Source organism: Shewanella sp. 0m-6, assembly GCF_052977325.1.
This window is the reverse complement of the sequence record NZ_JBRIMD010000015.1, coordinates 33,705-48,953: the sequence shown is the minus strand read 5'-3', so window position 1 is coordinate 48,953 and position 15,249 is coordinate 33,705. Positions and strand designations below refer to the sequence as shown.

The 15,249-nt window shown below is 42.3% G+C and carries 11 protein-coding genes, 1 other RNA gene and 1 pseudogene; 7 read left to right on the top strand and 6 right to left on the bottom strand.

Annotation, left to right across the window (positions count from 1 at the left end; all coding sequences use genetic code 11):
* Positions 1 to 12 precede the first annotated feature (12 nt).
* The 5 genes from ACVBJC_RS12735 to smpB form a co-directional block, all read right to left on the bottom strand.
* Complete coding sequence (locus ACVBJC_RS12735) at positions 13 to 1,284, bottom strand: restriction endonuclease subunit S (RefSeq protein ID WP_447161166.1); 1,272 nt, start codon at positions 1,282 to 1,284, stop codon at positions 13 to 15.
* Positions 1,274 to 2,815, bottom strand: coding sequence for an N-6 DNA methylase (locus ACVBJC_RS12730; protein WP_447161167.1), 1,542 nt, complete (start codon positions 2,813 to 2,815; stop codon positions 1,274 to 1,276). Before ACVBJC_RS12730 ends, ACVBJC_RS12735 begins: the two co-directional genes overlap by 11 nt.
* A 190-nt stretch (positions 2,816 to 3,005) precedes the next feature.
* A complete protein-coding gene (locus ACVBJC_RS12725) occupies positions 3,006 to 4,196 on the bottom strand; it encodes an integrase domain-containing protein (RefSeq protein WP_447161168.1) in 1,191 nt (396 codons plus the stop codon).
* Between the two features lie 165 nt (positions 4,197 to 4,361).
* Positions 4,362 to 4,717, bottom strand: a transfer-messenger RNA (tmRNA) gene (gene ssrA, locus ACVBJC_RS12720).
* A gap of 110 nt (positions 4,718 to 4,827) precedes the next feature.
* Positions 4,828 to 5,322: an SsrA-binding protein SmpB gene (gene smpB / locus ACVBJC_RS12715; protein WP_012154535.1), complete on the bottom strand. Its 495-nt coding sequence runs from the start codon at positions 5,320 to 5,322 to the stop codon at positions 4,828 to 4,830.
* A gap of 193 nt (positions 5,323 to 5,515) precedes the next feature.
* Between smpB and ACVBJC_RS12710 the strand changes: the two genes are divergently transcribed.
* Together ACVBJC_RS12710 and ACVBJC_RS12705 are read left to right on the top strand one after the other, a co-directional pair.
* Entirely contained in the window at positions 5,516 to 5,947 is a 432-nt protein-coding gene (locus tag ACVBJC_RS12710) for an SRPBCC family protein (RefSeq protein WP_447161169.1), read from the top strand.
* Entirely contained in the window at positions 5,944 to 6,276 is a 333-nt protein-coding gene (locus tag ACVBJC_RS12705) for an RnfH family protein (RefSeq protein WP_447161170.1), read from the top strand. Before ACVBJC_RS12710 ends, ACVBJC_RS12705 begins: the two co-directional genes overlap by 4 nt.
* Before the next feature lie 102 nt (positions 6,277 to 6,378).
* Here the strand turns inward: ACVBJC_RS12705 and ACVBJC_RS12700 are convergent, their stop codons facing one another.
* Entirely contained in the window at positions 6,379 to 6,873 is a 495-nt protein-coding gene (locus tag ACVBJC_RS12700; protein ID WP_447161171.1) for an outer membrane protein assembly factor BamE, read from the bottom strand.
* 466 nt (positions 6,874 to 7,339) lie between these two features.
* Here ACVBJC_RS12700 and ACVBJC_RS12695 point away from each other — a divergent pair, with 466 nt between their 5' ends.
* The 5 genes and pseudogenes from ACVBJC_RS12695 (at position 7,340) to ACVBJC_RS12675 (ending at position 15,218) form a co-directional block, all read left to right on the top strand.
* Complete coding sequence (locus ACVBJC_RS12695; RefSeq protein ID WP_447161172.1) at positions 7,340 to 8,146, top strand: SAM-dependent methyltransferase; 807 nt, start codon at positions 7,340 to 7,342, stop codon at positions 8,144 to 8,146.
* 278 nt (positions 8,147 to 8,424) lie between these two features.
* Positions 8,425 to 8,637, top strand: coding sequence for a hypothetical protein (locus ACVBJC_RS12690; protein WP_447161173.1), 213 nt, complete (start codon positions 8,425 to 8,427; stop codon positions 8,635 to 8,637).
* A gap of 301 nt (positions 8,638 to 8,938) precedes the next feature.
* Positions 8,939 to 10,435: a diguanylate cyclase gene (locus ACVBJC_RS12685; protein WP_447161174.1), complete on the top strand. Its 1,497-nt coding sequence runs from the start codon at positions 8,939 to 8,941 to the stop codon at positions 10,433 to 10,435.
* A gap of 1,280 nt (positions 10,436 to 11,715) precedes the next feature.
* Positions 11,716 to 13,356, top strand: coding sequence for a malate synthase A (gene aceB, locus ACVBJC_RS12680; protein WP_447161175.1), 1,641 nt, complete (start codon positions 11,716 to 11,718; stop codon positions 13,354 to 13,356).
* Between the two features lie 385 nt (positions 13,357 to 13,741).
* Positions 13,742 to 15,218, top strand: a pseudogene (locus ACVBJC_RS12675) (HDOD domain-containing protein).
* Positions 15,219 to 15,249 lie beyond the last annotated feature (31 nt).

Genomic DNA, 15,249 nt, shown 5'->3' with positions numbered 1-15,249 from the left:
TCGGACTTCCAGTTATACCGCTTCTGCAAGATCCTGTGTTGCTTCACCTACAGAAATTTGACCAGAGATTAGCTTTGGCAGCAATCGATCTCGAAGAGAACTTAAGGTTCTGTTTTGAAATTCGTTGTCCATCCACTTTTCGAGCAATGGGATAACAACCTTTTCAAAATTTACCAAGATATCATCACTCGGAATAACATAAGGATGAGATGCGATGAGACCTTTATTTAAGTTTTGTTGCGCAGCTCCAGAAGCTTTTGAAACAAGCTTGGCCTTTTCATTTCTAGCCGCTAAAAATAAGTAGCTTCTTGAATGTTCATGAGGTGTTAAGCCACAACAAGCTTGATTAGTCGTCATAGCTAGCCCCAATAGGCAAACTTCTCCAGCAGTAGCACCATACATAGCTATCACCACAGTGTTTTTCCCCCAAAGCTTGGCTGCACTTTTTGAAAGTCCTAGCTCTGTGATACATTCTTTGGTGCTTGTTGCGATACCACTTTTTACTTCACCCGAAGACAGCCAAGGAACTATACCTTCGTTCCAGTAGCTAGTTTCAGAGCGTTTTGGTGTTCCTCCAGTAGCAATTGATACTGCTAAGTCCTCGAACTTGCCAGCACTCCACCCCTTCGGAATCATCCCCAGCTCAGAATCTTCAAATTCACTTGGGAACAAAGCTTGGATTTCAGGCGACAAACCATCGAAAGGCAGACCTTCCTTGTTCGCCTTCACTGGATCAAAATCGATAAACCAAGACTTAAAGATGCGCTGCGCGAGCTTTTCTAAGGTCTGGTTCATATTTGAATTGTTAGCTACCTTTTCTTCAATTTGTTGGGCAAGGCTCCCTACGAATACAGATTTATCACTATCAACTACGTTAACAACATAGTCATTTAAGGCGTCTTTACCAAGGTTGGGAAACGTTGTGCCTGTTGCGATTTTTAGCAATCCATTTAAGTTGGAATCTATAACAGCTCTAACGAATGACGTTGAATATCCATTCTTTCCACGTATAGATCCAATCCCACGACCAATTGCATATTCTTGATCGGCATAGTTCATTCTTCCAGTGGTCGATCCTCGAACACAGAAAAGAATATCGCCAACTTTAGCCTTGCGCTTTGGGTCAACTGTAAACTGAGTCGGATATGGATGTACGCCACCAAATTCCGTAGGGCCATTCAGCAATGGCATACCTTGCCCATCGTTATTGCAGGAGTCGCCTTTTGGGGATTGGCCCATTGTTATCTCAGCAATATCGCCTAGCTTCATTTGCTTAGAGATCATATCCAACCTCCGCAAGCGAAGCCTTGATTTGCTCATCAAGAGTAACCGACTTAGTAATCTGTTCTGACAACTGTTCAGTTAGGATAGCCATATCTTCCTGATATGAAGCTTCATCTTCTTCGACTTCCGCAGCACCAACGTAGCGTCCAGGAGAAAGAACAAAGCCTGCCTTTTGAATGTCTTCAAACTTGGCCGATTTGCAGAAACCAGGGATATCTTCGTATGCCTTCACAGAGAAGTCTGTTTTCGCCCAAGCGTGGTAAGTCTGGGCAATTTCATCGACATGATGTTGGTCAAACACCAACTGAGCACGAGACTCTAGACGGCCTAGATGACGAGCATCGATGAAGAGAGTTTCACCCTCACGCTTCTTGTTCCTGTTGAAGATAAACAGACATGAAGGGATCTGAGTGTTAATGAATAGCTTCGGCGGTAGAGCAACCATACACTCAACTAGATCATCTTCAATGATGGCTTTACGAATGTCACCTTCAGTATTCGCTGTCGATGTCATGGCACCATTCGCCATGACCACACCTGCACGACCAGTATCATTTAGGTGGTAAAGCATGTGCTGGATCCAAGCATAGTTAGCGTTGCGATCTGTTGGTGTTCCCCACTTCCAGCGAACATCATTTGCTACTTTACTTGCACCCCATTTCTCTTGGTTGAACGGCGGGTTCGCCAGGATGTAGTCTGCACGAACATCTTTATGTAAATCGTTCAGAAGTGTATCGGCATTCTCAGCCCCCAAATCGAAATCGATACCACGGATAAGCAGGTTCATGGCCGCCATCTTCCATGTGGTGTATGTGTATTCTTGGCCGTACACACTGATATCGCCACGCTCACCGCCATGGCTTTCCATGAACTTTTCAGACCACGCCACGATACCGCCAGAACCAATCGCTGGCTCGTATAGAATACCTCGCGTCGGAGCAATGATTTCAACAAGAGTTTTTACGATAGACTCACAAGTGAAGAAGGCACCTGCATCTGAACCTTCTGCAAGAGCAAATTTACCCAGGAAGAATTCATACGCCATACCTAGAACATCAGCAGAACGATGCTCTTTGTTGTTGAAGCTCAGAGTACCAAGCAGGTCAACCAGCTCACCCAGCTTGCTTGATGGGATTTTAAGTAGGCCAAATCCACGGTAAAGCATGCCTTTTAGATCAGGGTTGTTATCTTCGATTGCCTTGGAAGCATCATCCAAAATTTTCGCAAAGTTTGGCTGTTTTGCATTGGCTACAAGATATTCCCAACGAGCCACTTCTGGAACCCAAAAGATGTTTGCTGCTTCATACAAATCTGGATCGTCGATATCCATTTCGAAGAACTCGTGGTCTTCGTCTTTAATCCATTCTTGAGCATCGCTGCGGAACTCGCCAAAAGAGTCACTTACGTACTTAAAGAAAAGAAGTGCCAGTACAGGGTGTTTGTATTCGGAAGGTTGTAACGCACCACGCAATGCCACGGCTGATTCCCATAGCGTTTCAAAAAAAGCCTTATCGCCAACATTTCTAACCATTTTTCGTTCTCATCATGAACTGGTAATAATATATTGGTGAATATATCACATTGATAAGTTAGTTTATGTGATGAATCAAAGCTAATGATGGGACTAATGGCCCTAATAGAAATGTGCTCTACTCGACTCAAATAACCATTTAGGTAATTTTCTAGATCATTGATCCGGTATGATCCTGCGGGCTTGATTCTTATTGCCCGCAAATATGATCGCTCCACCAGCACATAAGCTCTCTGCGCCGCTCAATATAGTCTGCGCGGTTATAGGCCGCTCTAACGGTGTTCTTGTCAACATGAGCCAGTGATACCTCTATGAGCTCAGCATCAAAGCCTTGTTCGTTTAGGGTTGTGCTGGCTAACGCACGCAGGCCATGGGCCACTAAGCGGCCTTTGTAGCCCATTCGCTTGATAGCCATGTTGGCCGTTTCTGTGTTGGTGTGGGTATTTTTGTTTCTATCTGCTGGGAATATGTATTCCAAGTCACCACTGAGCTTTTGCATGCGCTTTAGTAGCGATAGGACTTGCGGAGTAAGAGGAATAATATGCTCACGCTTCATCTTCATTCGCTCAGCTGGAATCGTCCATAGTTGCTTTTCAAAATCAATTTCAGTCCATTTCGCTTTTGCGGCTTCCGCTGGGCGGGTCATGGTGTGTAGTTGGATCTCAATTAAACAGCGTGTTGTTATTTTTATATTGGAGTAGGTGAGTGCCTCGATAAACTCTGGTAGCTCTGCAGGCTTGAGAGTAGGCATTTGTCGCTTCTCTGGGACGCCAAAGGCCGCCGCGATGCCAATAAGCGGGTTTGAATGTATCAGGCCAGTGTTGACTGCAAAGGTCATTACTTCATTTAGCCAACTGATCACACGCTTACAGGTTTCAATATTGCCTTTAGCTTCTGCAGGCTTGAGTACTTGAATGACTTGTGGGGCAGTTAAGGCGCTGATTGGTTTGTCGCCTAGGGCAGGGAAGAGGTACAACTCAAGCCGTCGATAGAGCTTTTGACCGTGATTTTCAGAGACCTTCTGCTTTTTAATTTCAAACCAAGTATCAGTTACTGACTTTAGAGTGTTTTCAGCATCGGTTTTTACGGCAGCTTTCTGTTGCTGCTGGTGGTGTTGAGGGTCAATGCCTTGAGCAAGAAGTTCACGGGCTGCTTCTCTTCGCTTTCTTGCTTCTGCTAGTGGTACATCAGGGTAGGTACCTAAACCTAGGTTGGCTCGCTTTTGAGTTACAGGCCGAGTGTAGTTCAGTAACCAAAACTTTGAACCACTGGCTTTGACTCTGAGTGATAACCCTCTGCCGTCAGCGAGGTTGTACTCTTTCTCTTTAGGCTTTGCATTTGCAACTTGTGTTGCGGTGAGCTGCTTAGTGGTATTGGCCATGATTGTAACACCCGAATCGAGATTTGGCTCCGATGTTACATTAGGTGTTACATAAATCTCAAGCTGCTATGAAATGGCAATAGACGTTAATAGACGCTAAGTTATTGATTTTAGTGTTTTGCGGGCAGAAAAAAAGACGTCGTAAGACGTCTTCGTTTCTATATTTGGTGGAGGCGGCGGGGCTCGAACCCGCGTCCAAAAAGCCTACATCCAAGGCGCTACATGCTTAGTCTCTCTTTTGGTTAACCAAGTACACTCCGAAAGACAGGATTGTAATTGGCGAGTTCAGTACTGTTTCGCGGTTCACCCCTGAACGTGGTTCCCTCGCTATCAAATGTAAAGGTGACCATCTTATTACTCTGCCCATTTGATAAACGTGAGCAAGATGGCTAGCTAGCCTAAGCTGCTAGAGAGTAGTTAGAGTCGTTTGCAACTATAACGGTGCGGCTTTTTACGAGGCCAACCGCCCCTCGGCATGCTCCCAGGGTTTCGAGAATCTTGTCGAATCCAGAATCGCCCCCAAGTACAATGTGATTGTAACGCGACCTAGCTTGTTTTACCAAGCATAAAAATCGCATTTACAACCGATTGTTCGTTATACGTACGTTATTCATTAGGTACGTTGTTGAAATTACTGCTGTACCGCCTTCTTTATGGTACGAGCCTTTTCAATTTGCCATTCGCGATCTTTAGTATCGTCGCGCTTGTCGTGTTCTTTCTTACCTTTACCTAGGCCAATCTCAATTTTAACCCAAGCGCCTTTCTGCCAATACATAGAGATTGGAACAATTGAGTAACCTTTACGGTCAACTAGCCCTTGCAGCTTATCAAGCTCTTTACGTTTAAGTAGTAGCTTACGTGAGCGCAAAGGATCACACACTACATGAGAAGAGGCGGTATTAAGTGGTGCGATGGTGCAACCAAAAAGGTAAGCCTCGCCTTCTCTTAAAAAGACGTAGCTTTCGGACAAGTTGACCTTGCCCATACGAATAGACTTAACTTCCCATCCCATGAGGGATAGGCCTGCTTCTAGCTTCTCTTCAAACTTATAGTCGAAGGTTGCGCGTTTATTACGTGCGATTGAAGCTGAACTGTTCTTTGAATTTTTTGCGTTTTTCTTAGCCATAGGAGACACATTATACTCAGGCTTAGCAAATATGGAATTGGGCAAGTGGATTTATTCGATGTTTTGTTGTTATCAGCGGTGAGTTTGTTTGCTTTTTAGTCGCTTAATATCACTCTTGAGTATCAAAGATGCGTTTTTTTGTGTTCATGTTAAAATCGACCTTTGGTTTTTAATTACTGAGTAGCAATCTTCAATGCCGCAAATTTCACGCAGTGTATTAGTTCGCTTCAGCGCGATGCAGATGTATGACTTAGTCAATGATGTTGAGTCATATAAAGAGTTCTTGCCCGGATGTGTCGGTGGTAAGGTGATAGAGTTTGACGGCAAAACGATGCTGGCGTCGGTTGATGTGGCAAAAGCGGGGATCAGTAAAACCTTCACTACTCGCAATCAAGTTGTTGCTGGTAAAAGTATTCAATTACAATTAGAAAACGGTCCTTTTAAAGAACTCGTTGGTGAGTGGACGTTTACTGAGCTTACTGAAGATGCCTGCAAGGTAAACTTCGAGTTGCAGTTTGAATTCTCTAGCCCAATTGTCGATATGGCCTTTGGCAAGGTTTTTAAAGAGTTGATGGGATCCATGGTAACTGCATTTACGAGCCGCGCGAAGGTGATATACAAATGAGTACTGAACAAACATCATTTTTGGTTGAAGTTATTTATGCGCTACCCAAGCAGCAAAAGCTGATTAAGGTTCAGGTTCCAGCCGGAACGACCTGTATCGATGCGGTCAAGTTAAGTGATATGCAGCGTTACTTTCCTGATATTGATCTTGAAACGGTAAAATTGGGGATTTTTAGTCGCTTAGTTAAGCATGATGAAGTGCTACAACCCGGTCAACGCGTTGAGATTTACCGGCCATTAATTGCCGATCCTAAGGATGTGCGTCGTAAACGTGCAGAAAAAGCGAAAGAAGATGGCCGAATTAATAAGATTACGGGTAGTAAGCTTTAATGCCCCTGAAATTGCTTTAATGAATAACGGCTATTAATGACGGATATGAAAATGGCGACGCCCAAACGGGAGTCGCCATTTTTGTATTGATGCCAGGACTAATTATTCAAACTTTTCTGAGAGTGTCTCAGGTTGTGTTTGTTCCTCTTCGATCAGAGGTTTAGCTTGAGGGCGCTGCTCTGGGATCAAAGGATCACCTTCTGGGGTGTTGATCTCTGGTAACTTACTTTCTTCAAGTGGGACACCAAAGTCAGGGCTAAGCTCATAATCACCTTTCACTTCAGTTAGCTTATCGCCATTAAAGTTAAGGATGAGTTCTTTATGGATAATGCTGGCGTCACGGCCACTCTTATAGTGGTAGACATAATACCAAGTATCATCTGAGAAACTGTCTCGTAAAACGGGACGACCAAGCACGTATTCAACCTGCTCTTTAGTCATATCGATTCGTAACTTTTCAACTTGCTGCTTTTCCATATAGTTACCCTGAGGGATATCAGGTTTATAGATCAACCAGTCAAAAACACTACAAGCACTAAGTGATAACGAGAGCGCAGCAGCGCCCAAAAGGGTAAGACTTTTCTTTTTAATTGTCATTGAATGCGCTACTTCATCAAAATCTGTCGGTCATAATACCCAAGCAGTCACCCTTATGACAAGGAGTATTACTGCAAGGCGTGCTTGGGGCGGAATTCTTTACTTTAATTAAAGGATTTAACATTAATCTCAGCATTGTGGGTATATTGAGTCGACAAACGGCAAATAGTTCATCTATCGCACTAATTTGTTAAAAATGACGCTATTGCTATTGTAATGCCAGGATGACTCTTACAGTATGAAATTCAATTGGATACTATCAAATTATTCACTTTATATCGCGGTTGAAAAATGGTTTAACTAGAAAGGTAAAACCATTTTATTGTCGATTAAATGCATTGACCTATTTTATGTTTAAGTTACGCAGTTGTTATGCTAAATTAACATGGTTTTGTAATCTATTTGCGCAGCTTAGTTTTTTGCAGCAAAACAACAATAATAATCGTAATAACAGGCAATTGAGTAAATGACAGCAAAAGAAAAAGGAACTTTGGTTTGTGTCGGCACGGGTTTGAACTTGGCCGGACAAATTAGCGTACTGAGTAAAAGCTACATAGAGCATGCTGATGTGGTGTTTTCTCTGGTGCCAGACGGATTTGCACAGCATTGGCTTGAGTCTCTCAACCAAGACGTGCGGAGTCTTCAGCCTTATTACGCTCAAGAAGGTGAAGTTAAAAACCGCCGAGATACTTATGAACAGATGGTGGCAGCCATTTTAGAGCAGGTGCGCTTAGGCAAAAGAGTTGTTTGTGCGCTATATGGTCATCCGGGCGTTTTCGCTTGTGTATCGCATTTTGCGATTACTCAGGCAAGAGAAGAGGGTTATCCAGCGCAAATGGAGCCGGGTATTTCGGCCGAGGCCTGTTTATGGGCCGATGTGGGTATTGATCCTGGCGCCTCGGGTCATCAAAGTTTCGAAGCCAGCCAATTTATGTTTTACAAGCATACGCCAGATCCGACAACGCACTTACTGCTATGGCAAATTGGCATCGCTGGCGAGCATACCTTAACTGAGTTTCATACTTCATCAGACAGGTTACAGGTGTTAGTAGAGCAACTTAACGAGTGGTACCCTCTAGAGCATGAAATCGTGCTATATGAGGCCCCTAACTTACCCACTCAGACTCCTAGAATCGACAAGATAGCCTTGAAAGAACTGCCGTTTGCGCGTCTTTCATCTATCACGACCTTGCTTATTCCACCCTCGAGAGAGCTAGAGTTTAATCATGAGGTATTGGCCAAGCTTGGGATCACCGCCGAAGACTTAGGTTAATGCCCCTGTGGTGATGAGCTTGCAGTTTTGAGACTGAGACGATTAAGCATCTTAAGATGCTTAATGTCGTAAACAGCAATTACAAGCTAGCAGCTGTAAAACGAGCCGTTAGGTATCAACCTGAAATAACTCGGCTGCTAAATAGCTAAGTAGCTAGGTAAATAAGCACTGAAGTAAACAGTCACTTAAGTAAAAAAGTCACTGAAGTAAAAAGTGCGAAGAAAGTAACTAAACAAAAAAATAAACCAATAATATTCATTTAATTTAAGGGAATAATCATGTCTAAGTTTAACAATTTTTTCGAGAAGCTAGGTTCAGACGCTAAGTTACTGGAGGAGTATAAGCAAGATCCTCAAGGTGTGATGAAGGCCAATGGCCTAGCTGATGATGAAATTCAGGCTGTGATCTCAGGTGATGAAAATAAGCTTAAGGGATTATCTGGCAGTAAAGGTATTCAATCATTTTTGCTTGTTTATGTAGATAAAAAGTAATTATAAAATGAGATTATTCATAGTCTTATTTTCTGTACTAATTCTGTTTTTTCCTAATATGAGTTATGGAGAGGGTTTAGACTATGAGCAAGTTCTTGAGGAGTTAGAGAAGAACATAAGTGCTCCATCGCAGAAGTCCGAAAAGCTTATTGCTCAATTAATAGGAGAGTGGAACAATTTATCGAGAGAGCAAAAAATTAATGTTTACATCTATCAAGCTGTCTTTCTAACGTATCAGGGAAATTATAATGCATCTGTAGTTAGTTTAAAAAATGCTGAGAAGCTAGCCCCTCGAGATGCATTGCAAAGTAAAATTCATCAATCATTATCAGCTAATTACATCGCTTTAAAGCAGTATTCTGAAGCATTAACGTTGATGGAGGACAGTTTACAACGTATTGATAAATACGATGATATTGAAATTAAGCTCAGCAGCTATGTTCGCTTGGCTAACTTAGCCTTGGTATTAAACGCCTACCAAGATATGAGAGAGTTCGCAGCTAAATCTGCTGAACTAAGTGCTAAAATCAATGATGTCCGTCAACATTGTTTTTCATTGCTGATGCTCGCTGTTGTTGATTTAAAAGAAAATAGGTCAGGCGAAGCGCAACAGGGATTTCTCAGTAGTCAAATTTATTGTGAAGAAAAAAAGTTCCCACTTATTGGTTTGATGTCACAAAAGGGCTTAGCTTTAGTCGCTCTCCAGAGCGAGGATTATAACAGGGCTAAATATCTGCTAGAGCCAGTATTAAAAGGTTATCAAGAGTTTAATTTTCAAACTGAAATCAATCATGTAAATGCGTTACTGAGTCAAACCTATTTGAGCTTAGGTGATGCCTCCCAGGCGGAAGAGTTTGCTAATAAGGTGATGAGTCTAAGTGATGACCCTAGCCATATTGAATATAAAGCGATTGCCGCAAGAGTATTATCGCAACGCTACGTTGCGTCAAAGCAATATAAGCTTGCTTATGACTATCTAGAATCCCATCAACACTACACCAATTTAATGCTCGATGACACTAAAGCCAAGGCTAATGCTTATCAGATGGCGAAGTTTAAACACCGAGAGCTGGCGCGTGAGATAGCGTTACTTAATCAAGAGCGTGAATTGCTGCAAACTCAGAAAGAGTTAGATCAGTCAGATCGAACCAATAATTTAATGATTGTAACTATGTTGATTGGCAGTATTTTCTTCTTGTCGCTATTCGTTATTTATAGCCACAGACAGAAAATGCGTTATCGTAAACTGGCATTAACCGACAGGCTGACTGGTGTTTATAATCGCGGAGCGGGTCAAGACTTCGCTGAGAATGAGTTCGTGCAGGTCAGTGTGCGCCAGACAGAGTTTTCCGTAGTGGTATTTGACTTAGATCTGTTTAAAAATATTAACGATAGTTACGGCCACGGGACAGGAGACTGGACCTTAAAACATGTGGTGTCTGCGGTAAAACCCCTTATCCGTGACAGTGATATTTTTACTCGCATGGGCGGAGAAGAGTTTGCGCTATTTTTACCTTACTCAAATGAAACTGTCGCATTGGGGATAGCAGAGCGCTGTAAAGAGGCTATTGCCGCGATTGATACTAAATACTCTGGGCATGCATTTAACATTAGCGCCAGTTTTGGTGTTGCGGGTAATACTGTTGAAGATCTCAGCTTAGATCCTCTATTAAAACGTGCAGATATAGCCCTTTATGCATCTAAGCACTCTGGTCGTAATAGGGTGACATTATATACTGCTGAACTTGAAAGTGAGGCGCTGACGGATGAAGCTAATAACCCTCTTGTATTTAGCTAATCTGAATTTATGATTGGCTTATAGGCTGGTATAAACTAAGTTGCTTCTTTTTACGGAGAGGGAGAGTCAAAGACTCTTCCTCTAGGTTTAACTCTACATTTAGCTCTACTCTACCGTTAATTAACTCTTAGCTTACGTTAGCTTATGTTAGGCAGCAAGGGTGTAACATACTTTATTTCTTTGGTTTCACTTCAACTCACAACGATTAATCTAAGATCAACATGACTTAAGTGTATCGCTTCAGTATTGAGCTTAGTTACTGGCTTTGTTACTCGCATTGAGTTTAGTTATTGAGCTTAGCTATTGGGTTTCTATTTCAGCTTGTTTTCTCTGTCTCTGTCTCGGCAACTGCTGCGTCGCGTTTAGCTCAACGTCGAGAATTTAATCTTATCGTGCTTATTTAAATTAACCATATAACGACAACATAGCTCCATGAGTAATTAATCCCCCATGAGTACTTAGTCCAAGTACTTTGATTTAGTGCTTTGATTTAGTGCTTAGTTCGTGGCTTAACGTCACGAATTAACTTAGTTTTTTGCCACGTAATGAACTTTTTTGCATTTAAACCAATGTTTTTCTCAATGTTAGTCAATATTTATCGAGTCATAATTTGCGTTAGCTGCAGCCCAGTCAGCTTCCGTAAACGTTAACGTTAGATTTAAACGGTTGTTTAAATTGTGGTGGTGGTTATCTGCTTATATGTCATTGTTTTAAAAAGGTTTGCATTTGTGTATCGCTGTGTGAGAGTAAACGCCAGCTTAAATCTGCAGTCTGCAGGTATTGATGTTTGAGTGTAAAAATAGTGTTACGCAGTGAAACTTTGTAACGGATTTACTTTTAGTTTGTTGCCTTGGTCAATTTGTCTTACAACTTGTTCAGTTTATCATGGAATTGATTTTAAAATATTCATAACTAATTGCTTTGAAAGTATTTAATCGGTTTGCGGTGTGCGTCTTTGAGTCTTTTAATTATGGGCTGTAGGCTTGAGTAAAGGACTTGTGTGACCGGGTGTCAGCTTGCAACTTGTACGCTTAGTCAGTAGGTTTTGTGGTAAATCAACATATGCTTAAGCATTTAAAGCATTGCATGCTGCTTAGTTTGACTGACAGGGCCGGACTGGACTGACTGCTCTGAACTGACTGCCATGGAGTGACAGCCTCGAACTGAATGCTCTGGACTGACAGGCTTTAGCAGAAGCTGCGAGGCGGGAAGCAAAATGCGATTAAAAATGCGTTTAGATGTTGCTACAGAAATATGAGTACAGTTTTAGGAGATGAAAGATGACAGAGCAACTTACAGCAGCACAAACGAAATCAGAAACGACATCGTCGACTCAGGAGTTGTTGATTAACGGTAGAACTGTCGCAGGGCAAGAAACAGTGTTAACAGAGGGCTCGCTGTGTTTACTTAAAGCCTTATGTAAGCAATTTGCACCAGAGGTCCCTGAACTGCTTGCTCGCAGAAAGCACAAGCAAAAGCATATCGATCTAGGCGAGCTGCCAGATTTTTTAGAGCAGACTCGAGCGATCCGTCAAGGACATTGGCAGATCAGAGGCATTCCTGCCGACTTACAAGATCGGCGGGTTGAGATTACCGGCCCTGTTGAAAGAAAATTGGTCATTAATGCACTTAATGCAAACGCTAAAGTATTCATGGCTGACTTTGAAGACTCACTTGCTCCAAGCTGGGAAAAAGTGGTGCAAGGACAAATAAACCTGCGTGATGCGGTTAACGGGGATATTAGTTATACCGCAGCTGAGACGGGTAAACATTACTCATTAAATGAAGATCCCGCCGTGCTTATTTGTCGAGTACGCGGTTTACATATGCAAGAAAAGCACGTGCAGTTTGCGGGGAGCGCCATTCCTGCTGCGCTGTTCGATTTTTGTATCTATTTTTACAATAACTATCGTGCTTTATTAAGAAAGGGCAGTGGGCCTTACTTTTATATTCCTAAACTTGAAAGTCATCTGGAGGCTAGATGGTGGGCTAACGTGTTTACATTTGTTGAAGAGCGCTTTTGCCTTCAGCCAGGCACGATTAAGTGCACCTGTTTAATTGAAACCTTGCCTGCTGTATTTGAAATGGATGAGATCCTATATGAACTTCGTTCAAATATCGTCGCATTAAATTGTGGTCGTTGGGATTATATCTTTAGCTACATTAAAACCTTAAATAATCATAGTGATCGTATACTACCAGATAGACAGTCGGTCACCATGGACAAGCCATTCCTAAGTGCTTATTCGCGTTTGTTGATAAAGACCTGCCATAAACGTGGAGCGTTAGCTATGGGCGGTATGGCGGCCTATATTCCTGCCAAGGATACTGAATTAAATCAACAAGTATTAGCAAAAGTGAAGCAAGATAAGCAACTTGAGGCACGTAATGGTCATGACGGTACTTGGGTTGCACATCCAGGACTTGCAGATACTGCAATGGCTATTTTTAATGAATATATAGGCGAAGATCACGTCAATCAGCTCCATATTACACGCGATGTCGATGCGCCAATCCATGCCCGTGAATTACTTATGCCTGCAACGGGGGAGCGGACTGAAGCGGGTATGCGTCTTAACATCCGTATCGCACTACAATACATAGAATCCTGGATTAACGGTAATGGCTGCGTTCCTATCTATGGGTTAATGGAGGACGCTGCCACGGCAGAGGTTTCTCGTACCTCCATTTGGCAATGGATAAAGCATCAGCAGCCGCTTAGCTCTGGCGTTATTGTTACCAAAGGTTTATTCCAAACAATGTTGGTAGAGGAGTTAGCTCATGTCAAAGAAGAGGTTGGCCCAGAGCGCTTTACTCAGGGAAGTTATACTCAAGCCGCTGTATTGCTCGAAACCATCACGACTTCAGATGAACTTGTCGATTTTCTTACCGAACCGGGTTACCAATTACTGACGGCTTAAATTTTATGCGCTAAAGGTTTGGCTACATTTTGTAGCTTGTGTCCCCCGCACTGTATTCCTACGTGCAGTGCGGGTTTTTAAATTATTAACACCACACTTTTCGCTGGTGTTCTGCTTGTGATTGGCGACTCTTCGGAGTCGTTTTTTTTATTTAAAATCAGTATCGTTTTGTAATAGTGTTGTTGGTTAATGAACTGTAAAGGTTTATTGTTAGTGATTAACGTATAGAATGTAGCAATAGCTTTATAGCTGTTGTGTTAAGCGTAGTGATTGTGCATTAGGTATTGCGCATAGTCGCAGTGGATAATGTAGAGTTTCAGGGGCGAAATCAGAACAATGCATCACTTGCATGGTTGATGGCTAGTCGTCATAAGATGAGAGTAACTTGAAAGCAACTCATAGAGAAAATAGTCGATTTAATGGCGTTGAATATTGGACTAATCGTATTAGTGACCAAGAGATGCCTGCGCTTTGCTCTACGGTGAAAACTCTCGAAAAACTAGCAAAAGACGATGTGTCTTCTTTGTCGATTCTGGGTAAAAGTGTTATGCATGATAATGCATTGACCTCCAGAATTTTGCGAGTAGCAAATAGCGTGACCTACAGTAAAGGGATTAGCCAGGTTACCACTGTTAGTCGTGCCGCTGTGGTACTGGGTTTTGATACGATAAAGAACATCTGTATTACTGCTAAATTACTCAGTAGTTTGTTAGAGGCTGAAGGGCTTACTGAGGGCGTTTACAACAGAATGCTGAAGCTAATGGCACAAGCATTTCAAGCTGCAATGTTAACCAAAATGTTACTCAAAGACTATGATGAAGAGCTGCAAGAGGAGGTTTTTATTGCCTCTTTGCTTTATCACTTAGGAGAAAGTGCTTTTTGGAGTACGGGCTGCGCAGAAACCTTAGTGCTTGATAATAAGCTTAACCATTGTGATTCTATGCAAGAGATGAATAAAGCCACGCGTGAAGTGCTCGGCGCTACTTTTGAGCAATTATCTTTAGGGCTTGCACGGAGCTGGGGCTTAGGTCGTTTACTGATAAAATCACTGAGTCAGCCCGATGAGCGAACTCCAGAAATCCGCAGTATTTTTCTTGCTAATAAGCTAAGCGAAATATTGTGTCAGAGTCAGCCATCGATGGCTGAGCTATCGAATCGATTAAAGCAAACTGCTGATATGTTAGGTCTAGAGCTTGATGAGCTTAAAGGGCGGATCATACGCTGTCATAAGGCGACCAAAAGCATGGCTGATGCTTATGGCGCGCGGATTTTGGTTGAGCACTTAACCTGATCCAACTTACTTATCTGGAGAATTAGAACATACTGAGCCAACAGTTGTTATTTATGCGGCTGATGCAAACAGACAGTTGCAGTGTTTGCGTGAATTGACTCAGTGCGCGTTAAATAAACAAGATTTCAATCAAGTACTTTCCATCGCATTAAAAGGGATCTTAACCGGAGTGGGTGTTGATCGCTGCTGTGTGTTGTTGTTAACACCTAACCGAAAAAATTTAGTGCCTAGAATGGTTTATGGTGAAGGCAGTGAACAAATGAAAGCCTCATTTACGATTGCTTTGAACAGTACAAAAAGCGTATTTCAAGATTGTATTTCTTTAAAGAAGGCACTGTATATTGATAATCCAAGATCGCCTAAATGGCGTTTATTTATGGATGGTGACATTTCAGCGATAACGGCAGCAACGGGATTTATGCTCGCTCCTCTTATAATGGACCATACAGCGATAGGTCTGGTCTATGCAGACAGAGACAGTTCTGGTCGGCGTTTATCCCAAGATGATTTTACAAGTTTTAGCCATTTGGTTGATATGGCGAATGTCTGTTTCTCTGCCTCGATTAAATAACGGGGATTAAGTAATAGAGATGAAATAACTC